The following is a 26,900-nucleotide window of genomic DNA, read 5'->3' as shown; positions in this document are numbered from 1 at the left end:
GACATTGAGAAATAAAAAAACGATATATGCATATTTGCATATTTTTGAGGGAGATATGTATGCTATCATTTTAAACGAAGGTTCGCTTTCTACTCTGAAAGCTCCTACATTGCATGAATCTAGTGTACCCAAACTTTAGATTATGTAGAGGAATGGAACCACTGTAGGGTTTCATTTCTCATGTTTGAATCAGTTGATGGTAATTATGTTTCCGCATTTCATAATTATTATCAGTGATATATGTAAGGCATCCATATGAAAATAAGAGGCTGTTCAAAGGTTTTCCGTACTTTTGGGCAGCCTCACCCCGTTAAAAGGACGATACTTTATGTATCGTCCTTTTTGTATAAAAAAACATCCAATCAATTGAGAGATTGATTGGATGTGAAAAAATTATTAATAATTTTTTTTGCGTTTTGTAGCTAAAATACTTAATAATCCAGCTAGTAGAAGAACAATACCTACTGTTTGTGTAGGGTCTTCTTTATGACCTGTATTTGGAAGGTGTTTATCCGTATTTCGATCATCTTGCTGTTTGTTATCTGTTTTATTCGATGTTTCTTCGGAAGTTCCGTTTTCGTGTTTCTCAGGTGTTTCATTATTTTGTTCTTCAGAAGTTCCGTTTTCGTGTTTCTCAGATGTTTCATTGCCTTTGTTTTCTTCTTTATTTGGAGGAGTAATTGGCTTGTCATCTCCACCTGAAGAAGATTCAATTTTTTTATTTGAAACTGTAATTTGTAGTGGCTTAGCTTGGGCTTTATCAATTGTAAAGTTTATTGGTGATGCATCTAATTGATAGCCTTTAGGAGCCTTTGTTTCTACTAATTGATAATTACCAGGTTTCAAATCATTTACGATTACTTTTCCGTGTTGATCTGTTTTTAAACCTTCTCGGATGATTTTTCCATCTTGGTCTAAAATATTGAAAATGGCACCTTCAAGTGTTCCATGGTGATCAATATCAACTTTAGTTAACTCAATTGAACCTGTTGTTAAACTATTTAAAGCTGTAACAGAGGTAACCTGAGATTGTCCTTTCGTAATTGTGAAAGGAATTGGTTTAACGTTTAAATCATAGCCAGTTGGAGCTTTCGTTTCAATGAACTGATAATCTCCTGGACGTAAATCAGAAACTGAAATCTTCCCGTCTTTATCAGTAGTTAAATCAGTGCGAACAATTTTACCTTTCGCATCGATGATGTTAAACACTGCATCAGAAAGTTTTGTATCTGAATTTATATCATCCACTTTTATTAATTCTACAGCACCCTCAGTTAAGCTATTTGTAGCAGTAACTTGGAGCTTTTCTTTTTGGCTTTTCTTAATTGTAAACTTAATAGGTGTACTATCTAATTTATAGTGTTTAGGAGCTTTCGTTTCAACAAACTGATAGTCCCCAGGACGTAAATCAGAAACAGAAATTTTTCCGTGTACATCTGTTGTAAGCTCAGTACGAATGTCTTTACCATTCATATCAGTAATTTTAAATACCGCATCTTTAAGAGCAGTACCATCTACATCATCCACTTTAGAAAGTTCCACAGCGCCTTTCGTTAAGCTATTTGTAGCTGTAACGGAGATAGGATCAGCTTGGCTCTTTGTAATTGTGAATGGAATTGGCTCTTTGTTTAAATCGTAGTGTTTCGGAGCCGTTGTCTCGATGAATTGATAATCACCAGGACGTAGGTCAGAAACGCTAATTTTACCTTGTTGATTCGTAACAAGATCTTTGCGAATTACAGTGCCATTCATATCCACAATTTTAAATACTGCGCCTTCAAGAGTAGTGCCATCGACGTCATCCACTTTAGAAAGTTCCACGCCGCCTTTTGTTAAACTATTTTTCATAGTAACGGTAGCAATATCTTTTTGGCTTTTTTCAATTGTAAATATAATTGGTTTTTTGTCTAAATCATAGTGTTCAGGGGCCGTTATTTCAACGAATTGATACGTACCAGGACGTAAGTTTTCGATAACGATTTTACCTTCACTGTTTGTTTTTAAATCTGTTTTAAGTACTTTGCCATCTTGATCTAGTAAATTAAATACCGCATCGGCAAGTTTTGTTTGAGTGGTTAAATCATCAACTTTAAGTAATTCGATACTACCTTGTTTTAAGCTATTTGTAGCAGTTAAAGAAATAACTTTCTTCTGTCCTTTTTCAATAGTGAATTTGATTGGTGTTTCATCTAAAACGTAATGCTTAGGAGCTTTCGTTTCGATAAATTGGTAATCACCAGGACGTAGGTCGTTAATTTCGATTATTCCTTGTTCATTTGTAACAAGGTCTTTATGAACTACATCACCGTTCATATTAACAATTTTAAATACTGCATCTTTAAGAACAGTGCCATCAATATCGTCTACTTTAGAAAGTTTAACTGCACCCTTTGTTAAAGCATTTGTAGCAGTGATATGAAGAGTTTCAGTTTGGCTCTTTTTAATTGTAAATACGATAGGTTTTTTATCTAAATCGTAATGTTCAGGAGCAATTGTTTCAACGAATTGATACGTACCAGGACGTAGATTTTCAACAACAATTTTACCTTCAGCATTTGTTTTTAAGCCTTCTTCCACTAGCTCACCGTCTGCATCTAATAAATTAAATACGGCGTTAGAAAGTTTTGTATTTATATCAATATCGTCAATCTTTGTTAGTTCAACGCTACCTTTTTTTAAAGCATTTTTGCCTGTAACATTGATCTCTTTCGTTTGACTTCTTTCAATTGTAAATGGAATCGTTGTTTCATCTAATACATAGTGCTCAGGAGCTTTTGTTTCAATGAACTGATAGTCTCCAGGGCGTAAATCAGAAACAGAAATTTTTCCGTTTTTATCTGTAACAAGATTCGTATGAACTTCCTTACCATTCATATCCACAATCTTAAAGATTGCACCTTCGAGCATCGTACGATCGATGTCATCAATTTTTGTTAATGTTACTGCACCTTTCCTTAAACTGTTAGTAGTGGTAACAGTAATATTCTCTTTTTGACTTTTTTCGATAGTGAACGGAATAGGGTCTTTGCTTAAGGTATAGTCTTTTGGAGCTTTTACTTCAATAAATTGATAGTCTCCAGGACGTAAATTAGAAGCAGTAATTTTACCGTTTTTATCAGTCGTTAAACCTTTGCGAATTACCTTTTTAGTATCATGAGCGTCAACGATTATAAATTCTGCACCTTCAAGAGTAGTGCCATCAACATCATCAACTTTTGTTAAAGTGACGCCACCTGTAAGTAAACTATTTTTTACAGTAACAGGGATAGGAAGATCTTCCTTACTACCTTTTTTAATTGTGAACTTAATAGGTGTTTTGTCTAATTTATAATGTTCAGGGGCTTTTGTTTCGATAAATTGATAATCCCCTGGTGCTAAATCAGGAATAACTAATACTCCGTGATCATCTGTTGTTAAATCTTTCATAATTTCTTTGCCAGTTGGGTCTTGCAATGTGAATACAGCGCCGGCAAGAGCTTTACTACTTTCCACATCATCTTCTTTAATAAGTTTAACTTTTCCTTTCGTTAAACTATTTTTAAATGTAAGTGGAAGGAGTTTTTGTTGTCCTTTTTCGATTGTAAATTCAATTGGTTCTACATTTACATCGTAATAAGTTGGAGCCTTTGTTTCGATAAGTTTATAGTTACCAGGACGTAAGTCATCTACAACTAGCATTCCTTTATTATTCGTAACAAGGTCCGTACGAACATCTTCATTAGTATCTCTATTAACGATTTTAAATACTGCACCTTCAAGTGTTTCCTTTTCATCTGCAGCATTCACTTTTGTTAACTCAATACCGCCTTTTGTTAAGCTGTTTTTAGCGGTAACAGTAGCCTGAGTTGTTTGACTTTCTGTAATCGTAAATTTAATTGGTTTTGTATTTTTGTCGTAATACTTCGGTGCTGTTACTTCGATAAATTTATAATCGCCAGGGCGTAAGCCAGTAGCGATAGCTTTACCATCCGCACCAGTTTTTACATTTTCGCGAATGACTTTCTTTTCATCATTTGCATCAACAATTTTAAATACAGCACCTTCAAGAGCTGTACCATCGATATCATCAACTTTTGTTAATTCAACATCTCCTGGTTTTAAAGCATTTTCAGCTTTCACAAGTAGAGTTTCTTTCTGACTTCTATCGATTGTAAATTCAATAGGTTCTGCTCGTAAAACGTAATGTTCAGGAGCAGCTATTTCAATGAATTTATACGTACCAGGACGTAGGTTACTAACTTTAACTTTACCGTGTTTATCAGTAGTTAAGTTAGTGTAAGGGGAAACGTCATTATTATTTGTATCGACAAGCTTGAATACTGCACCTTCAAGTGGTTTTTTCTCACCAAACTCATCAACTTTTAATAATTCAACTTCGCCCGTTTTTAAGCTGTTATTTGCCGTAACAGTAGCAAGAGCTTGTTGGCTTTTATCAATTGTAAACTCGATAGGGTTTGTACTTAACGTATAATCCTTAGGAGCTTCTGTTTCGATAAATTTATAAACACCAGGCTCTAGATCTTTAATGGTAACTTTTCCATCTGAACCTGTTTTTATATTTTCACGAATTACTTGTTTCTCGTCATTCGCATCGACAATTTTAAATACAGCACCTTCAAGGGCAGTGCCATCGACATCATCGACTTTCGTTAAAGTGACACCACCTTTAATGAGGTGATTTGTCGCGGTAACAGTAAGTGCTTTCTGTTGGCTTTTTTCAATTGTAAATTTAAGCGGTTTTTTATCTATTTCATAATGTTCAGGTGCTTTCTCTTCAACAAACTGGTACTCTCCAGGAAGTAAATTTTTCGCTTCGATTTGTCCGTTACCATTTGTCGTTAATTTGGTATAACCAGGAATTCTTTTGTTATTTTGGTCCCGTACACTAAATACAGCACCTTCTAAAGTATTACCCTCTTTATCAACTTTTGTTAGGATAGCTGAGCCTCTAATTAAGCTGTTTTGGGCCGTTTTATTGATTACTGTTGTTTGATCTTCCTCGATTGTAAATTCAATAAGTCGATCATCTAATTGATAATGCTCAGGAGCCTTTATTTCTTTTAAATAGTAAGTTCCTGGTTTTAAATTATCTACAGTAATTTGCCCTTTATCATTTGTTGTTAATTTTTCGTGTTCTGAAATTATTTTTTTATCTTTATCAAGTAGTGTGAAAACGGCACCTTGCAGTGTGACGTTTTTATTCAGGTCATCAGACTTTGTTAAAACTACTTTACCGACAAACTTCTTATTTGCAAGTTTATATGTTGTAGTCTCTTGTGTACCAAGTTCAACAATTTTCCCTTGTTTTAAATCCCAGCTAATTACATAGCCTTCAGGAGCCTTTGTTTCTTTTAATAAATATTTATCACGTTTTAAATTATTAAATTTAGCGATACCGTCTTTGTCTGTTGTAATTTTACGGATAACAGTTTTACCTGTACGATCGTATAAAGTAAATTCTGCCCCAGCTAATAGTGCGTTTTTATTGTCGTTATCTACCTTTATAATTTCAAGGTTTCCACGGCCTTTAGTAGCAGATCCTCCGCCTGAACCAGAAGACATTCTCACTTCAATCGTTTCAGTAGTTTCTGTGTTTTTAACTGTCAACTTATTGCCTGTGATTTTCGCTTTATTACTTACTTTTTCTTTATCGTCTGCATTAATAAGTGAGCGATATTCTAAAATATAAGCTCGATCAATTTTTTTCAAGAAGGCAATTTCGAAATGTTGCTTTCCGGTATTATTGTCTGTTGTTATTTTGAGTTTATAGTCTGTTCCTTCTTTTAATTCGTTTACTGTATCTTTTGTTAAATTTCCATATGGATCAACATTTGTAGGATATAAGTGGAATGAATCTTCCACAATTACCTGATTTTCGGTTGGGTCATCTGTTACAACGGCATCTGCAATGGTTGATTGGCTTTCGTTAATTGCGATACTCCAATTAATATAGTTGTCGTCTTGCACAGCTTTTTTAGTAACGAAGCTGCCACCTTTATTTACTTGAGTGTCACCTGTAAGGGTGTTTACAATTTTAGAGCCATCTTTTAAATCTGCCTCGTTTTTGTAGGTACCTTGGATAAGTTCACCATCAAGGCTTGTTTTAAAGATAATATAGTAAGGTGAATTAATTGATTGTTTGAAATGAACCTTTAGGGTGTTTTTATTGTTCTCTGTAGGTTCTTCAAGTTCATATTGCTCAGTTGGTACAGCATTACCAGGTTGTGCATTATTAGGATTTCCATTTAAAATCATATCGCGCACTTCAATGGATCCAGGCACTAACTTTTGTTTATCTTGTATGACGTCTATAACATAAGGATCTTTAATCTCAACATTATTATAGTTAAAGCCTATTATCCAAGTAATTTCCTTCGTTTGGGCGTTATAAGAACCGTATTTATAACCATTTGCTTTTGTGAAAGTATCAGGATCAAAATTAGCTTCAACCTTATTTGATTGTGGATTAGAATCCGTATCTATCCAAGATAGGTTACCTGTATTTTTAAATGAAGTTTTACCACTTTCTAGCTTTGTATAATCAAAGTCTGTCGTATATTTTACGACTAATGTCTTTGTCATATTAGACTGATACGTACCTATAAGAGTAATTTTGAAGCCTTTATCTGTTGTATCTAAAATATAGTCAGTCCCAGCCTGAAGGGTATAATTTCCGTCTTTAATTTCTAGTTTCTTATCTTTTAATTGTAATCCACCATGATCAAAGGTGTCCGTAATGATCGCGTTGTTTAATGGATAGTTGTTATTATTTACTATAATTGTCCAAGTTGTTGTTTTGTCTTTATAATTTGTTTCAGCTTTATTATTAGATTTAATAATATTTTGCTGCTTGAAGCTAGCTTCATTTTCTTTACTTGAATCATTATCAGCTGTAACTTTATTTTTTACTTTTCCATCTTCTATAACTTTATTAGTTGGCTTGGTTTTATAGGTAATCACATAAGCACTATTAATATCATCATTAAACTGTAAATCGAAGCCATTCTTCTTGTTACTTACAGTGTAATTATTAACAGCGTCTCCTGTTACAAGCGTTCCTTTTTCATTATATGAAGCGTTTTTTACAACAATAGAATTTGCATCTAGTTCGTGTGTATCGTCAAAAATATCTTTTAAAATCGCATCTGCTTTTTTGATCTCTCTTTGATCACCATTGTAAGTAATTGTCCACTCAATTGTTTGCGTCTTTGGATCATATTTACTTGTTTTATTTAAGTGTGTACCACGAGAAACCGTTACAGTAGAGCTTGCGTTTTGTTGCTTTTGATTATCACTCGTTATCGTAACGTTATTTCGGAAACTTTTAATATTTTCATCAGTAATTTTTGTGGCATATTCGATTTGATATGCTTTATTGATAGAATCTTTAAAAGCAATCTCCAATTTTGAGCCATCTGATGAAATAATATTGTAATCTGTTGGCTCAGCTTCTGCACCACGCGTTACATTCCCATTAACATCAACTTCTAAATAATAAACTTTAATAGAATCTTTATTTAAGTTTGTACCTTGTGGAATGTTATCTTTAAAAATAGCATTTTTAAGGGTGTCTTGCGTTTTGTTCATCTCTACTTTCCAATTAATTTCATTTGTATTAATTGGTCTATCAGGTAATCCTTTTTTATTCGTAGCTGTTTGTACATTAGGCTTAAAGTCAACTGTAATAGAAACATCCTTATCTTTAATCGGGAAAGGAATTTCTTGTGTTGTTGTACCTTTAATTTCAGCTTTATTAAATTCTGTCTTTAATTGTAGGTTACCAGCAACATCTGGATGCTCTTCAACATAATCGTTGAATGTCATCGTGACTTTTCCATCTTTTGTAACAGTAAAATTACCAATTTGATGGTTTTCACTATCATATAAAGGACTGTTAATTGTATTGTAAATCTTAAAATGTTTAGGAAGATCAAAAATATAGTAATCTCCATTTTTCACATTCATTGACTTTAAAAGTTCCCATGTAAACTCAATATTGGCAGGGGAATCTGTACTTGGACGGTTATCCTCTGTAAATGGTTTTCCGTCTTTATCCGTCAACTTTACACCGGTTAAAATGTTTGTTGTTATTTGCTTTGGACCTGAATTTGTATTCTCAGCAGGGTCGCTTGATAGCTTTTGTTCTGGATTGTCAGTAGCAATTTTAGCTGCTAGGTTTTGTTCCGGATTATCAGTGGCAGTTTTAGCTGCTGGGTTTTGTTCCGGATTATCAGTGGCAGTTTTAGCTGCTGGGTTTTGTTCCGGATTATCGGTAACAGTTTTAGCTGCTGGGTTTTGTTCCGGATTATCAGTAACAGTTTTAGTTGCTGGATCTTGCTCCGGATTGTCAGTAACAGGTTTAGCTACTGGATCTTGCGCTTGTTTATTAGTATCCTGTTTGGTGCCATCTTCTTTAGAGTTTTCTACTTGAACAGGAACTGATATAGGCTGAACCATTGTTCCTAAAGGAAAAGCAATTTGAACTGATTTTTCCCCAGGTTTTAAAGTTGAGTTAAACACGGTATCAACTTTAATTTTTCCTTTAGCGTCTTTCAAATTTTCTACTTGATCATTAAATATTAATTTTAATTTATTATCTTTAGCTGTTATAAAATATTGACCAATATTTTTTTGATCTGTTACTAAATCCCCTTGCAAATCTTTAGATACTTTTAATGCAAGTGGTATTTGAACTACTGCTGTATCATTTGCGTGTGCAACTTGTTGATCCTTTATTGACCAAGCGTATTCTACTTGAATGGTTGATCCTATCTTTATTAAATTGTTAGGATTTTTTGATTCGTCAATAATATGATTCGTCGCATCTTTCATTTCAACAGTGTCAAATAAGGAATCTCCTGTTAAGGTTTCCGCTCTTACTTGATTGTATGGAAAACTAGCAAGTTGCGAAAATAGTACGAATACAATTAAACATACATTAAAAAGTTTTTTCATTTTTCCTCCTCTGAACATTCATTTGTCCATTGGGGACTTATTCCACATGAACAAATGGAATATTAAAAGTATTTGTTATAAGCTATTTATTTTTGTTATCCCTCCGTTTCTATACGCGTTCTCAGACAAACAGAATTATGTTCAAAGCAATATTATTTAACGTAAAACAAAATGTATATTTACACAGTTCTATGGAAATATACACAATTCGACAAAAAATGTCGAAAAAAATACTGATATAAATAATGATATCAGACCTTTATATGTGAGATAGTTTTCATGTATATCTAGTAAAAAAGAATGGTTATAAAGGTAAGTTTTACGATACATACTAACCAATGTAGTGTATCCCTTTGTGAAGGCTTATTTTTGCCTTAAAGTTATGTGGAAATAAAAATCTAGATAGGGTTGGTTTTGGTCAGAATGAAGACAATATGTACTTTGAAAATAGTCATTTATTTTGTCTAAAGAGAGTTGTGCGATTAGTGGACCGAAGTTGAAAGGTGATAGTTTCTTACATTGTTAGAGAAATATAAGGATTACAGAATATTCGACTAACACGTTACTACGGTCATTTTTGAGCCTGTTTAAACAATAGGAAAGAAGGTGTTTTACTCCTTAGTTACAATATCTTTTTAGTAAAGATAAGCTTAAGTAACCTCCGCTAAAGATTATATACTTAAATGATAAAGAGTTCAACACTAGTTCACATATTTTCCCAAAAATAAAAAACGGCTGTTTTATGTGGAATAAATCTACAAAACAGCCGTTTTTGGTATTAGATTTCTGTTAAGATTATTGGTTCACCGCGTGTTACGACAACGGTATGTTCACATTGTGCAACAAGACTTTTATCTGGTGTAACGAATGTCCAACCATCGTCACCACGTTCAATAATATGATCAGCTTTCATAGAGATGAACGGTTCTACAGCGATAACAAGACCGTCTTTTAGAAGCGCATTATCCATTGGATCATAGTAACTTAAAATGTGATTTGGTGCTTCATGTAAGCTAAGACCAATGCCGTGACCAGTTAAGTTTTGGATAACATTGTATCCACTTTTATGTGCGAAGTTTGAAACAGCACGACCAATTTGATTTTGTTTTGAGCCAGCTCTAACCTTTTTCATTGCTGCCCAAAATGCATCAACCGCTGCTTGGCAAAGTTTTTCTTTTGCCTCGTCTTCTCCAAGAACAAATGAAATGCCTGTATCTGCATAATAGCCATCAAGTGCAGCGGATACATCGACGTTTACTAAGTCGCCTTCTTTTAATACACGATCTCCTGGAATACCATGAGCAACTTCTTCATTTACACTAATGCAAGTTACACCTGGAAAATCATATTCTTTTTCAGGTGCAGAAATAGCACCATGCTCATCTAATACTTTTTTACCGATCAAATCAAGCTCTTTCGTTGTCATACCTGGCTTCGCTTGTTTTTTCATTTCTTCACGTGCAAGCGCAACGATGCGGCCGATTTTTCGTAAGCCTTCTAAATCTTGTTCATTACGAATAATCATGAAAACCACTGTCCTTCCTCGAATATATATCTTATCCGATTGTATCATGTTTATTTTCGTCCTGCTACTCGCTTGCGGTATGCAGGTTGATTCCTCTCATAAAGAATACATGACAATTGTCATATCGATGTCATGACGCATCATACTGTTTCCTAAGTTTTCCAAGGAATACAATGTAAATATAAGAAACAGCGGGGGTGGAGAGATGGAAAAGATTATTGAAGTAAATGATGTTTCTAAAACATTTAAACATAAAAACGCAGTAAATAATGTTTCATTTCATGTAAATAAAGGGGAAATAGTAGCGTTGCTTGGTCCAAATGGTGCGGGGAAAACAACGACGATGTCGATGATGCTTGGATTAAAGGAACCGACGGAAGGTAAGGTCTCTATATTTGGAAAGAGTCCAAAGCATAGAGATGTTCGTAATAGCCTCGGTGCGATGCTGCAAGAAGTAAGTGTCATTGATAGTATTACGGTGGAAGAGGCAATTGAGTTATTCCGTAGTTATTATACGAATCCTATAGAGAAAGAAACGTTACTGCAGTTATCAAATTTAGAATCAGAGCGAAAGCAAAGATGTGAGAAATTATCAGGTGGGCAAAAAAGAAGGTTAAACTTTGCGCTTGCACTTGCGGGAAATCCGGATTTGTTATTTTTAGATGAGCCGACAGTCGGAATGGATATTACGTCTCGAAGAACGTTTTGGGAAACGATTCGAAAGTTAGCAAGTGAAGGGAAAACGATTATTTTAACGACGCATTATTTAGAAGAAGCAGATGCTTTAGCAAATCGTATCTTATTATTTGCGAACGGAAAGATTATCTCAGATGGTACACCAGACGAAATGAAAGCAACGATTTCGAGAAAAACAATCACATTTTACTCAAAGGAAAGCATTCCTACAAAATTACTAAAGGAATTACCAAATGTAATAGAAGTAAAGTCAAACGAAGGCCGCTTCATTTTAACAACGGAGGATACGGATGCAACTTTAAAAGCCATTTATCAAAGGAGTTTACCTGTAACAGATGTTTCAGTTGAACGTGGAAGTCTTGATGAGGCATTTGAACAATTCGTTGCAAATCAGAAGGAGGAAATCGCATGAGAGCGTTATGGATGCAGTGCAAAATAGAAATTTTACGTACATTCCGCAATAAATTATTTATCTTTTTCTCATTATTAATGCCTGTTATGTTTTACTACATTTTCACAAATGTTGTTCAAGTACCACAAAACGGAGATGCGTGGAAAGCACATTATTTAATTTCGATGGCAACTTTCAGTATTGTAGGGACTGCACTCTTTAGTTTCGGTGTAAGGCTTTCTCAGGAAAGAGGGCAAGGATGGACACATCTTCTAAAAATTACACCGCTTCCAGAGGGAGCATATTTAACAGCAAAAATTATCGCTCAAACAGTAGTAAATGCTTTTTCAATATTAGTTATCTTTATTGCAGGGATACTAATTAATCATGTTGAGTTAACGGTAGGGCAATGGATTGGTGCGGGGTTATGGTTATTGTTAGGGGTAACACCATTTTTAGCGTTAGGAACAGTAATAGGTTCCATTAAGAAGGCGGACGCAGCTGCTGGCTTAGCTAATATTTTAAATATGAGTTTAGCTATAGTTGGCGGGTTATGGATGCCGATTGAAGTATTCCCAAAAATATTAAGAACGATTGGTGAATGGACACCAACATACCATTTCGGAAGTGGTGCGTGGGATATTGTAGCTGGAAAATCAATTGGATGGGAAAATATCGCGGTATTAGGAGGTTATTTCCTTATATTTGTTGTAGTATCAATATATATAAGAAAAAGACAGGAAGCGGTATAAATGATAGAGAAGAAGAGGATTGAGATTTTTCCGAAACATATGGGATTCTTTCCGTACATGTGGTTTGTTTATCTATTATTTCCAATTTATCACTTAGCACAAGCATCAGGATGGAAGCTTGTGCTAGGGAGCGGTATGTTGATACTTTTTATTATCACATACCGTCAGCTTTATTTTGTTCAGAAGACGTTTATTTTATGGGCATGCATTCAAATGATACTCATTTTTTTATTTGCTTTATTTTATAATCCTTTTATGATATTTTTTGGCTTTTTCACAGCAAGTGCGATGGGATTTGCGCCGAATAAGAAAGTATTTCAAGTGCTGTTATGCTCGTTAGTTATAATGCTTGGAGCATTTGTATTTGTAAATATGAATCAACTAACACCAACAAGTTTAGTAAATATCGTCCCGATGTTTATTTTAATGCTTCTTACGCCATTTGGTATGCGTAATTTTAATCAGAAAAAGATGTTAAGAAATCAATTAGATGAGGCGAACGAGCAAATTAAAGACTTAGTAAAACGTGAAGAACGGCAGCGGATTGCAAGAGATCTTCATGACACATTAGGACATACGCTATCTCTTATTACTTTGAAAAGCCAGCTTGTAGAGAAGTTAATTGTGAAAAATCCGGAGCGTGCAAGTGTGGAAGCGAAGGAAATTACACAAACGTCTCGTACAGCCTTAAAACAGCTGAGAGAATTAATTTCTGATATGCGTATGATTACGGTAGAAGAAGAGCTAGAGCAAATAAAAGCAATCTTACAAGCAGCTAATATTGAATTAGAAGTGAGGCAAGAAGCAAGATCGAGCTCGTTATCACCAATTGAACAAAATATTGTCGGGATGTGTTTACGTGAGGCCGTTACAAATGTTGTAAAACATAGTAAGGCGACGCGGTGCGCAGTTTCTGTATTAGAATCACAAGGTGAACTAATTTTGAAAGTAGAAGATAACGGAATTGGTTTAACAGATCAAAATCATGATGGAAATGGTATTCGCGGCATGAAAGAACGAATTGCTCTTATTGATGGATTTGTTGAACTAGGTACAATCAATCCAGGGACGTTGTTAACAGTAAAAGTTCCAGTTGTTATTAGAACAGGAAAAGATGAGGTGAGGGCATGATCCGAATTATTATTGCAGAAGATCAGCGGATGCTTCGTGGTGCGTTAGGGGCTCTGCTTGATCTAGAAGATGATATCGAAGTAATTGGACAAGCGGCAAACGGGGAAGAGGCGCTAAAATTAATTGAATCGTTAAAACCGGATATAAGTATTATGGATATTGAAATGCCGATTCAAAGTGGATTAGATGTTGCTGAAGCGTTAAAGAAAGAAAAATCATCATGCAAAGTAATGATTTTAACAACATTTGCACGGCCGGGATATTTTGAAAGAGCAATGAAAGCTGGTGTGCACGGCTATTTATTAAAGGATAGCCCAAGTGAAGATTTAGCGGCAGCAATTCGTAATGTAATGAAGGGGAAACGAGAGGTCTCCCAAGATTTAATGTTTGGCTTATGGCAGGAGCAAAATCCGTTGTCAGATCGCGAAAAGGAAGTAATGTTGCTTGCGAAAGAAGGAAAGACGGCAAACGAAATTGCGAAGGCACTTTATCTTTCGCCGGGTACAGTGCGTAATTATATTTCTGAAGTATTAACGAAGCTCGATGCGAAAAATAGAATTGAGGCAATTACAATTGCGGAAGAAAAGGGTTGGATATGAAAAGAAGTTTACCTATGATTGGTAAACTTCTTTTTTATTATTGTACCGCTATTACTTTATTTATTTTTTGTAACGGTTTGTAACCGTGTGCTTCAAATGCCTTTGCAAATTCATTTGATACGGCAATGCCATATAAATCTTTTGCAGCTTGTACGATATGAGATTGAAGTGATTCAAAGTCTTCAGCGGAAGTTGCATAATTTTGCAATGTACGCATAACAACTTTACTTACTTTTTCATTTCCTTGCTTTTGAACAGCAACACCGTTATATGTTTTACCTTCAGCTAATTGATATAATACGTGACTGATAATACCAGAATTCACGTGTGATTCTTGATTATTACCATCGTTATAGAAATCTTGTAAATTTGTATATAATTTATGACCGCCGTCACCAATTTCCCTTGGGATATCACGAATTGTTAGGCCACCTAATGTATCGCCCATAATCCAGTTTCCTTTATCTTTCTTTACGTAATATTCGATTTGTGTACCCCAGAAATCCGCTAATCCCTCGTTTAGTGCAGATGTTTCAGCGCTTGGATATCTCACGACTTTATTTTTCGTCGTGCCACTGAATACAGCATGTCCAAATTCATGAGCTGTTACATCAAGAGCGGATGTTAGTTTTCCGCCTAAACCATCACCAAATACCATTTGGTTCCAAGCGGGATGCCAAAATGCATTTACATAGTCTTCTTTTACACCATCACTAACTTCAGTAGAATCAAAACCGTGTACACTAGCAACAACTTTTGAATCTTTATTGTCGTAACTTTTTAGATTATGTTCTTTCTTAAAGTAATCGTAAATATCACTCATATTCTTCATAGCGCCCGCGGCTTCTTTATCTGCAAAATTAGGATTGCTACTTGAAATTAGTGTCCCTGGATAACCAGCTTGACTATATCCTCCGAGGGAATCGGCGTAGTTTGCATTATAAATATAAATACCATTTCCGCGTGATAAATCCGCTAAATAAAATTTCCCATCAGTTCCTTTGGCAATATTGAAAGAGATGTTTTCTTGAAGTGCATTTTTCCCAGTTCCTTGCTCACTTGCAGGGGATAATCTAGGTGATGTTACTTGATTTATAGTCTTATTCTCTTTGTTTTTAATGAACTTTTCTTGGAAAAGTACTTCGCCAGTTTTTAGATCAACGATAGCATTGCCGTTTATAATTTGTTCATTGTTTTCATAAGTAAATGTAATAACAGTTGCGAATGTATAATAGCCATCTTTTTTCTTATAAACAACGGTTTCGCTAGAGAATTCTGTCTCAACTGCATCACTTGGAATTTGAACTATATCGCGTAATTTAGATTTTACTTCATTTTTCGACAAAAAATTTGTTATAGTAAGATTAGGTTGTTGATTTAAATTCTGAACAACTTTACCACTAACAGTTGTGATCACTCCATTTTTATCTACTTTTACAATGAGATCTTGGCCATATACTTTATAGTTTTTATATGTTTGTGCAAGGCGAACTTCGGTTTGATTTTCTTTAGTTTCTTTATTTGTAGGTTGGAAATCTACATTTTTTTCAGTAGTGACTTGTTCTTGTTGAGCTTTCGCCCCATTTACCTCACCTTTTAAATACTTTTTAGCAATATTTTCTTTCGTATCATTTTGAGGTTGTGTTAATTTCCCGATTGTTAAACCAGGCTGAGCAATTTCAACTTTGACTGCACTTTTGTCTAACTCTTGAGCATGAATAGCTTCTGTTGATAAAGGGCAAAGAAGACCGAATGTAACGAAAGCACTAGCAAGTTTTCTATAATTCATCTATAACACTCCTAATCTATTATTGTATGTGAGATGAATTGTATGAAAAATTTGCCGAATTATATATATATTATGCATTATTTCATATCAAAAATTGTCGAATTCACATTATTGTAGTGGTATGACAACTTAAAAAATTAGATTGTTATAATGGGATGGTGAGTAAGTATGCACGCAGAAAAATTAGGAAGTGAAATTAAGAAAATTAGGGTGATGAGAGGATTAACACAAAAACAGTTATCCGAGAACATATGTCATCAATCGGAAGTAAGTCGAATTGAATCGGGCGCGGTATACCCAAGTATGGATATATTGCAAGGTATTGCAGCAAAATTACAAGTTCCCATCATTCATTTTTATGAGGTACTTATTTATTCTGATATTGAGAGGAATAAGCAGTTAAAAGATCAAATTATTCTGCTTTGTAAGCAAAAAAAATATAAAGAAATTTATAATAGAGTATGCAATGAATTGAAAAAGGAAGAATATCATCCCGAGCTTCAGCAATTTCTTCAATGGCAATATTATGTAGCTGCTTACGTATTGAAAAAAATCGATTACGAATATTGCATTTTAGAATTAAAGAAATTGCTCAATCAACAACTGGTAGGAATAGATGTATATCAGAACCTTTATATTGAAAACGCAATTGCAAACATTTATGCTGAAAACGGCTATTTGAAGCAGGGTATTGATTTGTTTGAAAATATATTAAAACAATTAGAGGCATTGCATGATAATAAAGAGTTTGATGTGAAGGTGAGACATAATCATGCAAAAGCATTATACATAGACAATCAATACGAAGAAGCGCTTTGTCACGCAAATAAAGCCATTGACCTATCGTGTCGAATTAACAGTATGACATTGATTGGACAGTTATACTTTCGAAAAGGTGAATGCTTAGCAAAACTTGGGTGTGATAGAGCAGAAATTGAAGATGCTTACGAAAAAGCATGCTTCTTTTTTGATATATTAGGAAACCATGAATTAAAAGAATCACTTATAAAAAAAATGAAGAAATAAAAAAGACATAAAGAACAAATATGCATAATTGCATAAAGTCTGGATAATTTTTCATGATATATTTAAAGAAAAAATGCGGGTGATGGAATATGAAAAAACTACTTATTGGTAGTTTACTAACGTTAGCGATGGCATGGGGTATTTCATTAGGAGATACAGCATTAGAGAAAAACCAAATAATTTCTCATAATAATCAAGAGATACAATTAGCTAATGAAGTACCTTTTGAGTTCTAAAAAACAACCGTCTTACTTAGACGGTTGTTTTTTTATGGAGTAACATCCAAACGTCTTTACTAGAAACAGGTTTGCTAATAAAGAATCCTTGAATGTGATCACAATTTTGTTTATGTAAAAATTTCCATTCTTCTTCTGTTTCTACACCTTCTGCAATCACTTCTAAATTTAGTTCTTTTGATAGTGTAATAATGGAAGAGACAATTGCTTCTTCTAAAGGGCTAGTTGTAATTCCACAAATAAACTCTCGAGCGATTTTTAATGTGTTGATTGGATATTTTGTTAAATAAGCTAAAGAACTATAACCAGTTCCAAAGTCGTCGATTGAAATTTGAATACCGAGATTTTGAAGTTGTTCTAGTTTTGCAACTACAGATTGATTTTGATTAATTGCGATGCTTTCCGTAATTTCAATATCTAGTGCTTCTGGTTTCAGTTCTGTTTCTTCCAACACCTTTGAAATAGTTGGGATTAAATCTGCATGGTTAAATTGAACAACAGATAAATTTACACCAACTTTTAAGTGAGAAAAACCTTGATTATGCCATCTTTTTGCCTCTAAGCAGGCAGTACGTAAAATCCAATTGCCAAGTTCAATAATAAAACCAGTTTCCTCTGCTAGAGGGATAAATTGGGCAGGAGATACGATACCGAGTTTTGGATGCTTCCAACGTATTAATGCTTCAAAACCGATAATTTGTTTTGTTTTTGTGCTTACTTGTGGCTGGTATTCAAGGAAAAATTCATTTTGTTGTAATGCTTTTGAAAGTTCACCTTCTAAGAATTGAATTTCATTTTGAGCGATACTCATTTCTTTTGAGAAGAAAACAAATCTGTTTTTTCCATTTGCTTTCGCACGATACATAGCCATATCAGCATTTTTCATTAATTCATTTACATCAGTTCCATAATCAGGGTACATCGCAATTCCGATACTTGGTGTAATAGAGAGTTCTTCGCCTTGAATGAAGAATGGTTTGTTTAAAATAGTTAAAATCTGTTCAGCTATAAAAATTGCACTTTTTTCTGAGTACATTTCTGGTAATAGAATTGTAAACTCATCTCCACCTTGGCGAGCGACGATATCTTTTGAACGCAAGCAACCGCGTAATCTTTTTGCTACTTCAATTAATAATAAATCTCCAACGTCATGGCCAAGTCTATCGTTAATTTTTTTAAATCGATCTAAATCAAGGAATATGACGGCGACATCATTTGCGTTAGTTTGGGCTGTATTTAAAATGGCTTTTAAATCTTTTTCGAACTTTCGACGGTTTGGTAATCCAGTAAGTGCATCGTGAAAGGCTAAATGCTCTACTTGTTTTTGTTTTTCATATAGAGTGGTAATATCACGCGCTATCCCAAACATTCCGACCACTTCTTTGTTTATAAAAGTAGGGATAAGTGTAATATGAAGATAATAATAATAGCCTTCTTGTTCTTTTGTACGAACTTCTAACGTTTGTGGCCTACCTTCCTTTGTAATTTGTAAAGCCTTCTTTAGTAGTTCGTGGTCTTTTGAATCAATGAAGTGTACCAGAGAATAGCTTGCTACTTCACAATAATAGGCAGTAAATAAGCTTTCGCATGCCTTATTAGATTGTTGAAAAATGCCATTCATATTTAAAGAGAAAACGGCATCGGGATGATCTTCGAATAAAGACTTATAGCGTTGTTCACTTTTTGATAATGCAAATGCACCTTCTTCAACTTCGTCCTCTAGTTGTGTAGTCAACTGTTCATATGTAAGGATTAGTGCTTGATTATCTTTCCACATGTAAAGTTGCCGCAAGAATAACAAAATAAGTGATAATACGAGACCAATTAACATAAATTTATCATCCCAAGGTTGAATGATAATAAAGGAAAAAGTAATAATTATACTAAAATAAGGTAGTATAAAACGTACATAATCGAATCGATAATATTTTGCTTTCGTTTCATGTTGCATTGGTTTATCCAAGATATATAGTATGGAAGAAAGTCCAATTAATAAAATAGAAGCAGTGTGTATTAAATAATTAAATTCAGGAGAAGTTTTCATCCCAAAATTTAATTGAAACAGATGAATGTAACCGTATACGAGTATAATAGTGAAACCGATAATTAATGCGATTCTACTCGAAGAATATTGTTCTCTTCTATATAGACTAATAACGGCGTAAATTACTAATGATTGTGCAATGAAATAGCCAATTAAAATCCAAGTTTCCTTTGTTAACATACGGAAGTTTGAAAGGTCCAAGATAAAAGTTAAAGTGAAATAAATGTTCATAATAACAATAAAGATGCTATCGAATGAAAATTGAGCAAGACCCTTAATAGAGTAAATTTTTATAAACTTTATAGCAAATCCAACAAAGAGTAAAACATATTGTATGATAAAAAAAGGTAATGCTTTATATGAGAATACAACTTGCTTATGAATAGAAAGTGAAGGAAGAAATAAAGTTATTTCCATAGCTAACCCGCATAGACAAGTACATAATAATAAAATCCAAAATAATTTATCACCATGCGTCATTTTTCTAATCGCTTTACATAAGCAATAGCAAGAAAAAAGTGCAGCGAAACAGAATAAGAAAAGAATCCCGATTTCTTTTATATTCGACTCATTTGGTATAAGGAATATCCAAAGAGCAAATATAAATATGTATATTATGACAGATTGTATATACTTTTTTTGATTAATCATATTATGACTCCGTTTCAATAAAGTTGAATCTCGGGGAGAAAATGCTAATTTAAATAATAGCATATAAAACAGAATGTTTTTTACTATAAAAATTACTTTTTTGAAAAAATGGTGCAAAGTTACAATTTACCACTGTAACATTGCACCACTTATTCTTTTCATTCCTCTTATAGCAGAAAGTTCATCTATTAATTGGAATAGTGCTAAGTCTTTTTGTTTACTTTCAATCATAATATCGAAATTATGATTGTGTTTTTTTGCAATGTGTAAGAAAGGCTTAATAAACTCTAAATCGATATATTCAGCATGAGCCCTAAATTCTTTTTCCGATCTCGGGGAGGAAATGTGAAATTTAGGAGAGATATTTGTATGTGACCAAGTTTCAAAAATTGCAGGAAGCAACTCTTCTAGTGGTTCTTCGCAAAGATTGGCCATATGATGATGATAATCAAATACAAATGGGATATTTTCTTTTTGGCAAATGGATAAAGTTTCAGCGGTTGTATAGGTTTTATCATCGTTTTCAAGAGTCATTTGTTTTTTTATATGTGTAGGAAGTTTTTTTATGTTTTCATGGAAGCGCTCAATTGCCTTTTCTTTATTTCCATAGGCTCCACCTACATGAATATTAATGTAAGAAGAATCTGCAATGCCTATAGCATCCAATATTTTATAATGATAAGTCATATCCGTAATAGCGTTAGTAGTAATATGTGGTTTGTCGCTTGTAAATAGCGTAAATTGATTCGGATGAAAACTTATTCGTAAATTGTGTTCTTTAATTAAAGCCCCTATTTTATGCCAAAGTGGTGTGAATACCCCAATATAGTCAAACTCGACTTCGGGATGTGTTGCAAGTGGGACGATGGAAGACGATAGGCGATATAGTGGGATTTCATGTGCTATATTGTAATGAAGGATACGTATTGTGTGCTCTAAATTTTGCCTTATAACATGGTACAGTTTGTCTTCTCGTTCTTGCTTGCTGAGTTTCTTAAAGCTTGTAAACGTCATTGTTTTGGCAGGAGAACAGTCCCAGAGTGCCATTGCATGTGAGACATATCCAAACCGTATAATCATATGAGATACACCTCTTTTATTCATTGTCTTTCCTATAAAAAGAAAGCAAACATTGTTCCAATCCATTCCTTTCCTCTATCGATAAGAGAAGGCGGGTTTACATCGCTATAGGAAAGTACGGATGCATTCTCTAGATCTTCATGGAATTTATTTTTTACTGTTTGAATGAAATGTTTATTATATAACAGGCAGTTTATTTCATGATTAATATATAAACTTCTCATATCAAAGTTTGCCGTTCCGATATCACAAATATCATCGTCCACTATAATAATTTTGGCGTGAAAAAAACCTTGTTGAAATGCATAAATATTGCAACCAGCCTGTATTAATTTTCGGCAGTACGGGAATTTTGCTTCCCGAACGAGAGGGTGATCAGCTTTTTCTGGAACAAGAATTGTGATTTGAACCCCTCTTTCTCTTGCTTTTAATAAGGCATTCATAATTTTTTTTCCAGGAATGAAATATGGTGTACCGATACAGATTTCTTTTTTTGCCGCGTTAATTAAATGTAAAAAAGTATGCTGTAAATAAGCACCATCAGTCGGAATAAATTGATGCAGGATGGTACCTGGTTGTTGTTTTGGAAAATAAAGAGAAGCATCCAATAAATTCTGTTTCGTATCATCAAACCAATCATGTAAAAATTGCTTTTGTAAATCTTGAACCCCTTCTCCTGTAAGACGTAAATGATAGTCTCGCCATAATCCTAAGTGTTCATTATGCCCTAGATACTCTTCGCCAATATTAAATCCCCCGATATAGCCGGTTTTCCCATCAATCACTGTAATTTTTCTATGATTTCTTTGATTGGCAGAAAAGAAAGGAAGAGGAAATTTTACCTTATGACAAAATGAAAAAGATACACCATGTTTTTGCAGGGAGCGAATAGCTTCGTTTGATAAAGAATGGCTGCCAAATCGATCAAGTAAAAGTCGTACTTCAATTCCTTCCTGAGCCTTATCAATCAGCAATTTTAAAAATTCACGACTGATTTTATCGTTTTTTACAATGAAGAATAAAATATGAATGTGGTGCTGTGCTTGTTTTATGTCAGTAAATAAAGCGTCATATAAATCTTTCCCGTATGTATAAAGGCGAAAATCACTTTGACGTAAAGGGAAAGTGCGAGAGCTTACTCGTTTTAAATGAAGAAGTCTCCCGTATGAAAGGTCAATTGTAATCCAAAGAGCAACGGATATTAACAAAAGAGATAAGTAGAGCATCAGTGAATTCCCTCCTTCGCATTCTTTTCACCTTCAGTGTGTTACAAATGATACGGGTAGCACGGTTGTTATTATAAACTTCATCAGAGGATAGTATGTTGCATTGATGAAAGTTGCACTTTATCCCGCTTTAAAGGGCAGTAAGCCTCACACCTCAAAAACTGTTGAATAAGTAGAAGTTAGTTTGGAAATCAACTGCCCGTAAAAGCCCGATTGGTTCAACTAATAATCAGCGGGGGAAGAACCGCCCCTACTGATTAAAGTTTCACTTTATAGTTTCACCGAAATAAACAGCTTTATGAAAAAATGTGTTGTTCTATAACAAAAAACTGTTGACTGAATGCTCACTCATTATATAATGGGGATAGGGAATATAATTCAGAAAATTATATATTTTTGAAGATTCAAAAAGAAAGAGGGCTTACAAAGAGAGGGGTAGCATAAAAATGAATAGCTTACTGATTATTAATTGGCTGGCTGCCATTGCTGTTATTGCTTATGCAGGATATTTGTTTGTATATCTTATACGGACGAGAATGGCCTACATACAATTAGGAAAAAAAATTGAGTTTGACCGTCGTTTTAAAGAGCGTTGGGATCTCCTTAAGGTCAATGTTTTCGGTCAGAAAAAGCTGCTGAAAGATAAGAAAAGCGGCATCATTCACGTTATGTTCTTTTACGGATTTATTCTTGTCCAATTTGGAGCAATTGACTTCGTTTGGAAAGGACTCGCACCAGGATCACATCTTCCACTTGGACCACTATACCCTGCATTTACATTCTTCCAGGAAATTGTCACACTTGTTATTTTAATTGCAGTATTTTGGGCTTTTCATAGACGTTATGTAGAAAAGCTTGTTCGTTTAAAACGTAACTTCAAATCAGGTCTTGTTCTTATCTTTATCGGTGGTTTAATGATTTCTGTGCTACTTGGTAACGGTATGGGACTTATATGGCATGGCGAGGAGCTTTCATGGAGTGAACCAATTGCTTCTGCAATCGCTTACGTTTTTAGCGGGATAAATGAAACCGTAGCCATTTCAGTGTTCTATTTTTCTTGGTGGGTGCATTTACTAATTTTGTTAACGTTTTTAGTGTATGTTCCACAATCAAAACATGCGCATTTAATTGCAGGACCAGCTAATGTATTCTTCGGTCGTCTTTCAAACCCAGGAAAGCTTGAAAAGATTGATTTTGAAGATGAAACGCAAGAAACATTTGGTGTTGGTAAAATTGAAGACTTTAGACAAAATCAACTTATTGACTTATACGCTTGTGTAGAGTGTGGCCGTTGTACAAATATGTGTCCTGCAACAGGAACAGGAAAAATGTTATCGCCGATGGATTTAATTTTAAAACTTCGCGATCATTTAACTGATAAAGGAGCTGCGGTAACATCAAAAGCACCGTGGGTTCCAGTAGTTGCCTTCAATAATACACAAGGAAATCAGTTAGCGATGATGGCAGCTGGAAAAGGACAACAAGAATCAGCGTCTACAACGCTCGCTTACGATCCGAGTTTAATCGGAGATGTTATTACAGAAGAAGAGATTTGGGCATGTACAACGTGTCGTAACTGTGAAGATCAATGCCCAGTTATGAATGAGCATGTTGACAAAATTATTGACTTACGTCGATATCTCGTTTTGACTGAAGGGAAAATGGACGCGGAAGCACAACGCGCGATGACAAATATCGAGCGTCAAGGAAATCCGTGGGGGCTGAACCGTAAAGAGCGTGAAACATGGCGCCAAGGTGATGACGAAGTAACAGTTCCAACTGTAAAAGAAAAATCAAAAGCTGGGGAGGAATTCGAGTATTTATTCTGGGTTGGTTCAATGGGATCATACGACAATCGTAGTCAGAAGATTGCGATATCGTTTGCGAAGTTAATGAACGAAGCAGGCATTTCATTCGCAATTCTCGGTAATAAAGAAAAGAATTCTGGAGATACACCACGCCGCCTTGGAAATGAATTTGTATTCCAAGAGATGGCGACAAAGAATATCGAAGAATTTGAAAAGGCAGGAGTGAAGAAGATCGTTACGATTGATCCTCATGCTTATAACACATTTAAAAATGAGTATCCGGACTTTGGCTTGCAAGCAGAAGTCTATCATCATACAGAATTGTTAGCTCAGTGGGTGAAAGAAGGGCGCTTAAAGCCTGTTCACGCTATTGAAGAAACAGTTACGTACCATGATTCCTGTTATTTAGGAAGATACAACGAAGTGTATGAAGCGCCACGTGACATTTTGAAAGCGATTCCTGGAGTGAATCTTGTAGAAATGGCACGTAACCGTGAAACGGGAATGTGCTGTGGCGCAGGTGGTGGCTTAATGTGGATGGAAGAAACAACAGGTTCACGTATTAACGTTGCTCGTACAGAACAAGCATTAGCTGTACAGCCATCGATTATTGGTACAGGTTGTCCATATTGCTTAACGATGATCAGTGATGGAACGAAAGCGAAAGAGGTAGAAGAGAAAGTTCAAACTCTTGATGTGACAGAGATTTTAGAACGATCTGTTATCGGACAGAAAAAAGAAGCGATGTAATTTGTAAGAATGTATACAACTTTAGAAAGAGGTGCAATGATTGCACCTCTTCTCAACGTAGGGATACCGAGCGAGCGCTCAGTGTTAAAAAATGAAATGGGGGAAAGAAACATGAGTAAAACAGTTATTTTAAGTGCTGCAAGAACACCAGTTGGAAAATTTGGAGGATCTTTAAAAGATGTAAAAGCGACGGAACTTGGAGGAATTGCAATTAAAGCAGCGCTTGAAAGAGCAAATGTTGCGGCTAGTGATGTTGAAGAAGTTATATTTGGAACGGTTATTCAAGGTGGACAGGGGCAAATTCCATCGCGCCAAGCTGCGAGGGCTGCTGGAATCCCTTGGGAAGTGCAGACGGAAACAGTGAATAAAGTTTGTGCATCAGGACTTCGTGCGGTTACGTTAGCGGATCAGATTATTCGTACTGGCGATCAATCACTGATTGTAGCCGGCGGTATGGAGTCGATGAGTAACAGTCCTTACATTTTACGCGGAGCAAGATGGGGATACAGAATGGGTAACAACGAAGTTGTTGATTTAAACGTTGCTGACGGTTTAACATGCGCATTTTCAGGTACACACATGGGCGTTTATGGCGGAGAAGTTGCGAAGGAAGATGGAATTTCTCGCGAAGCGCAAGATGAATGGGCATATCGTAGCCATCAGCGTGCGGTTTCAGCGCATAAAGAAGGGCGTTTTGAAGAGGAAATCGTGCCAGTAACGATTCCGCAAAGAAAAGGCGATCCTATTGTCGTTGCAAAGGATGAGGCGCCACGTGAAGATACAACGATTGAAAAGTTAGCAAAGTTAAAACCTGTATTTGATAAGACAGCGACGGTGACAGCTGGTAATGCGCCGGGACTAAATGATGGTGGTGCCGCACTTGTATTAATGAGCGAAGACAGAGCGAAGCAAGAAGGAAGAAAGCCATTAGCGACAATTTTGGCGCATACAGCAATTGCAGTGGAATCTAAAGATTTCCCAAGAACGCCAGGTTATGCAATTAACGCATTGCTTGAAAAAACAGGCAAGAAAATTGAAGACATCGATTTATTCGAGATTAATGAAGCCTTTGCAGCGGTAGCAATTGCAAGTACAGAAATCGCAGGAATTGATCCGGAAAAATTGAATGTAAATGGCGGCGCGGTAGCGATGGGACATCCAATTGGAGCAAGCGGAGCGCGCATTATCGTTACACTAATCCATGCACTTAAGCAGCGCGGCGGCGGAATTGGAATTGCTTCGATTTGTAGCGGTGGCGGTCAAGGGGACGCAGTGATGATTGAAGTCCATTAATTAAAGTTCGAGGGTATAAAATTTATTAACAATTAAGGGGGAAGAAAAAATGGGTGTACAAAACATTGTTGTAATTGGTGCAGGGCAAATGGGATCAGGAATTGCACAAGTATGTGCAATGGCAGGATATGACGTGAAGGTACAAGATTTAAAGCAAGAGCAATTAGATAGAGGAATGGCTATCATTACGAAAAACTTAGCGCGCCAAGTAGAAAAAGGACGCATGAAGGAAGAAGAGAAGGAAGCGACATTAAATCGTCTTACAGTAACGCTTGATTTAGATTGTGTGAAAGAAGCGGATCTTATTATTGAAGCAGCTGTTGAGAAAATGGATATTAAAAAGAAAATCTTTGCGAATCTAGATGAAATTGCTCCAGAACACGCAATTTTAGCGACGAATACGTCATCTCTGCCAATTACAGAAATTGCAGCGGTAACGAAGCGTCCGGAAAAAGTAATCGGTATGCACTTTATGAATCCAGTTCCAGTTATGAAGCTTGTTGAGATTATTCGTGGTTTGGCTACCGATGATGCGGTATATGAAGCAATTGAAGATATTACGAAAAAAATTGGGAAAGTACCAGTTGAAGTGAATGATTTCCCAGGTTTTGTATCAAACCGCATTTTACTACCGATGATTAACGAAGCAATTTATACGTTATATGAAGGTGTAGCGACGAAAGAAGCAATTGATGAAGTCATGAAGCTTGGTATGAACCATCCGATGGGGCCTTTGACACTCGCTGATTTTATCGGTTTAGATACGTGTTTATACATTATGGAAGTGTTGCATGAAGGGTTAGGAGATAGTAAATATCGCCCATGTCCATTATTACGTAAGTATGTGAATGCAGGATGGTTAGGGCGTAAAACAGGTCGTGGATTCTACGTTTACGAATAAATGCCCCCTTTGTTACAACATAGTGGTCTTACCAAATTATTTAAAGG

General features: G+C 35.2%; 15 protein-coding genes. 9 read left to right on the top strand and 6 right to left on the bottom strand.

The annotated features are described in order from the left end of the window. Positions 1-396 precede the first annotated feature (396 nt). The gene (locus tag ACTFR8_RS26825) at positions 397-8,955 is read right to left on the bottom strand and encodes a SpaA isopeptide-forming pilin-related protein (protein WP_100619719.1); all 8,559 of its coding nucleotides are present in this window, start codon (positions 8,953-8,955) and stop codon (positions 397-399) included. Between the two features lie 778 nt (positions 8,956-9,733). Then, positions 9,734-10,528 (bottom strand): type I methionyl aminopeptidase, encoded by a 795-nt coding sequence (gene map / locus ACTFR8_RS26820; RefSeq protein WP_003313889.1) that lies wholly within the window; start codon positions 10,526-10,528, stop codon positions 9,734-9,736. Between the two features lie 157 nt (positions 10,529-10,685). On the opposite strand from map, the gene ACTFR8_RS26815 reads away from it, so the two are divergent. Genes ACTFR8_RS26815 through ACTFR8_RS26800 form a run of 4 tightly spaced genes read left to right on the top strand, consistent with a single transcriptional unit; the run spans position 10,686 to position 14,049 of the window. Beyond that, the gene (locus tag ACTFR8_RS26815) at positions 10,686-11,588 is read left to right on the top strand and encodes an ABC transporter ATP-binding protein (RefSeq protein ID WP_086408427.1); all 903 of its coding nucleotides are present in this window, start codon (positions 10,686-10,688) and stop codon (positions 11,586-11,588) included. Further along, positions 11,585-12,319, top strand: a complete 735-nt coding sequence (locus tag ACTFR8_RS26810; protein WP_001202431.1) for an ABC transporter permease — start codon at positions 11,585-11,587, stop codon at positions 12,317-12,319. Before ACTFR8_RS26815 ends, ACTFR8_RS26810 begins: the two co-directional genes overlap by 4 nt. Continuing rightward, positions 12,320-13,450 carry a sensor histidine kinase gene (locus ACTFR8_RS26805; RefSeq protein WP_000570611.1) on the top strand — a complete coding sequence of 377 codons (1,131 nt, stop codon included), beginning with the start codon at positions 12,320-12,322 and terminating at the stop codon, positions 13,448-13,450. After that, positions 13,447-14,049, top strand: a complete 603-nt coding sequence (locus tag ACTFR8_RS26800; RefSeq protein ID WP_000619247.1) for a response regulator transcription factor — start codon at positions 13,447-13,449, stop codon at positions 14,047-14,049. The genes ACTFR8_RS26805 and ACTFR8_RS26800 overlap by 4 nt, the downstream gene beginning before the upstream one ends. A 37-nt stretch (positions 14,050-14,086) precedes the next feature. Here the strand turns inward: ACTFR8_RS26800 and ACTFR8_RS26795 are convergent, their stop codons facing one another. Further along, on the bottom strand, positions 14,087-15,838 hold the full coding sequence (locus ACTFR8_RS26795; RefSeq protein ID WP_100619720.1) for a M4 family metallopeptidase: 1,752 nt from the start codon (positions 15,836-15,838) through the stop codon (positions 14,087-14,089). A gap of 168 nt (positions 15,839-16,006) precedes the next feature. Here ACTFR8_RS26795 and ACTFR8_RS26790 point away from each other — a divergent pair, with 168 nt between their 5' ends. Both ACTFR8_RS26790 and ACTFR8_RS26785 read left to right on the top strand, forming a co-directional pair. Continuing rightward, positions 16,007-16,864 (top strand): helix-turn-helix domain-containing protein, encoded by an 858-nt coding sequence (locus ACTFR8_RS26790; RefSeq protein ID WP_000542925.1) that lies wholly within the window; start codon positions 16,007-16,009, stop codon positions 16,862-16,864. Positions 16,865-16,953: 89 nt separating this feature from the next. Beyond that, positions 16,954-17,100, top strand: coding sequence for a quorum-sensing peptide PapR (locus tag ACTFR8_RS26785; protein ID WP_000734726.1), 147 nt, complete (start codon positions 16,954-16,956; stop codon positions 17,098-17,100). A gap of 16 nt (positions 17,101-17,116) precedes the next feature. Here the strand turns inward: ACTFR8_RS26785 and ACTFR8_RS26780 are convergent, their stop codons facing one another. The 3 genes from ACTFR8_RS26780 to cls form a co-directional block, all read right to left on the bottom strand. Then, positions 17,117-19,795, bottom strand: a complete 2,679-nt coding sequence (locus ACTFR8_RS26780; protein WP_100619721.1) for a DUF4084 domain-containing protein — start codon at positions 19,793-19,795, stop codon at positions 17,117-17,119. 126 nt (positions 19,796-19,921) lie between these two features. Continuing rightward, positions 19,922-20,875 (bottom strand): UV DNA damage repair endonuclease UvsE, encoded by a 954-nt coding sequence (gene uvsE / locus ACTFR8_RS26775; protein ID WP_252209740.1) that lies wholly within the window; start codon positions 20,873-20,875, stop codon positions 19,922-19,924. Positions 20,876-20,907: 32 nt separating this feature from the next. After that, positions 20,908-22,101 (bottom strand): cardiolipin synthase, encoded by a 1,194-nt coding sequence (cls, locus tag ACTFR8_RS26770; protein ID WP_000966427.1) that lies wholly within the window; start codon positions 22,099-22,101, stop codon positions 20,908-20,910. Between the two features lie 446 nt (positions 22,102-22,547). Here cls and ACTFR8_RS26765 point away from each other — a divergent pair, with 446 nt between their 5' ends. From ACTFR8_RS26765 to ACTFR8_RS26755, 3 genes are read left to right on the top strand one after another with little or no spacing between them, the layout of a single operon-like run. After that, positions 22,548-24,659, top strand: coding sequence for a heterodisulfide reductase-related iron-sulfur binding cluster (locus tag ACTFR8_RS26765; RefSeq protein ID WP_001086776.1), 2,112 nt, complete (start codon positions 22,548-22,550; stop codon positions 24,657-24,659). 9 nt (positions 24,660-24,668) lie between these two features. Beyond that, entirely contained in the window at positions 24,669-25,952 is a 1,284-nt protein-coding gene (locus ACTFR8_RS26760; RefSeq protein WP_002005994.1) for an acetyl-CoA C-acetyltransferase, read from the top strand. A gap of 49 nt (positions 25,953-26,001) precedes the next feature. Continuing rightward, positions 26,002-26,853 (top strand): 3-hydroxybutyryl-CoA dehydrogenase, encoded by an 852-nt coding sequence (locus ACTFR8_RS26755; RefSeq protein WP_000538880.1) that lies wholly within the window; start codon positions 26,002-26,004, stop codon positions 26,851-26,853. Positions 26,854-26,900: the final 47 nt, after the last annotated feature.

It is taken from the genome of Bacillus cereus group sp. MYBK15-3 (assembly GCF_051916765.1).
In the GTDB taxonomy this organism is placed as follows: Bacteria; Bacillota; Bacilli; order Bacillales; family Bacillaceae_G; genus Bacillus_A; species Bacillus_A cereus.
The sequence above is the reverse complement of the archived record's forward strand: the minus strand, read 5'-3'. Positions and strand labels throughout refer to the sequence as shown.

Bases quoted from the DNA above. Each gene is read 5' to 3' on its own strand.
- map (WP_003313889.1), bottom strand. From the start codon at position 10,528: ATGATACAATCGGATAAGATATATATTCGAGGAAGGACAGTGGTTTTC.
- ACTFR8_RS26805 (WP_000570611.1), top strand. From the start codon at position 12,320: ATGATAGAGAAGAAGAGGATTGAGATTTTTCCGAAACATATGGGATTC.
- ACTFR8_RS26785 (WP_000734726.1), top strand. From the start codon at position 16,954: ATGAAAAAACTACTTATTGGTAGTTTACTAACGTTAGCGATGGCATGG.
- ACTFR8_RS26755 (WP_000538880.1), top strand. From the start codon at position 26,002: ATGGGTGTACAAAACATTGTTGTAATTGGTGCAGGGCAAATGGGATCA.
- ACTFR8_RS26815 (WP_086408427.1), top strand. From the start codon at position 10,686: ATGGAAAAGATTATTGAAGTAAATGATGTTTCTAAAACATTTAAACAT.
- ACTFR8_RS26825 (WP_100619719.1), bottom strand. From the start codon at position 8,955: ATGAAAAAACTTTTTAATGTATGTTTAATTGTATTCGTACTATTTTCG.
- ACTFR8_RS26765 (WP_001086776.1), top strand. From the start codon at position 22,548: ATGAATAGCTTACTGATTATTAATTGGCTGGCTGCCATTGCTGTTATT.
- ACTFR8_RS26780 (WP_100619721.1), bottom strand. From the start codon at position 19,795: ATGATTAATCAAAAAAAGTATATACAATCTGTCATAATATACATATTT.
- uvsE (WP_252209740.1), bottom strand. From the start codon at position 20,875: ATGATTATACGGTTTGGATATGTCTCACATGCAATGGCACTCTGGGAC.
- ACTFR8_RS26790 (WP_000542925.1), top strand. From the start codon at position 16,007: ATGCACGCAGAAAAATTAGGAAGTGAAATTAAGAAAATTAGGGTGATG.
- ACTFR8_RS26800 (WP_000619247.1), top strand. From the start codon at position 13,447: ATGATCCGAATTATTATTGCAGAAGATCAGCGGATGCTTCGTGGTGCG.
- ACTFR8_RS26810 (WP_001202431.1), top strand. From the start codon at position 11,585: ATGAGAGCGTTATGGATGCAGTGCAAAATAGAAATTTTACGTACATTC.
- ACTFR8_RS26795 (WP_100619720.1), bottom strand. From the start codon at position 15,838: ATGAATTATAGAAAACTTGCTAGTGCTTTCGTTACATTCGGTCTTCTT.
- ACTFR8_RS26760 (WP_002005994.1), top strand. From the start codon at position 24,669: ATGTATACAACTTTAGAAAGAGGTGCAATGATTGCACCTCTTCTCAAC.
- cls (WP_000966427.1), bottom strand. From the start codon at position 22,101: ATGCTCTACTTATCTCTTTTGTTAATATCCGTTGCTCTTTGGATTACA.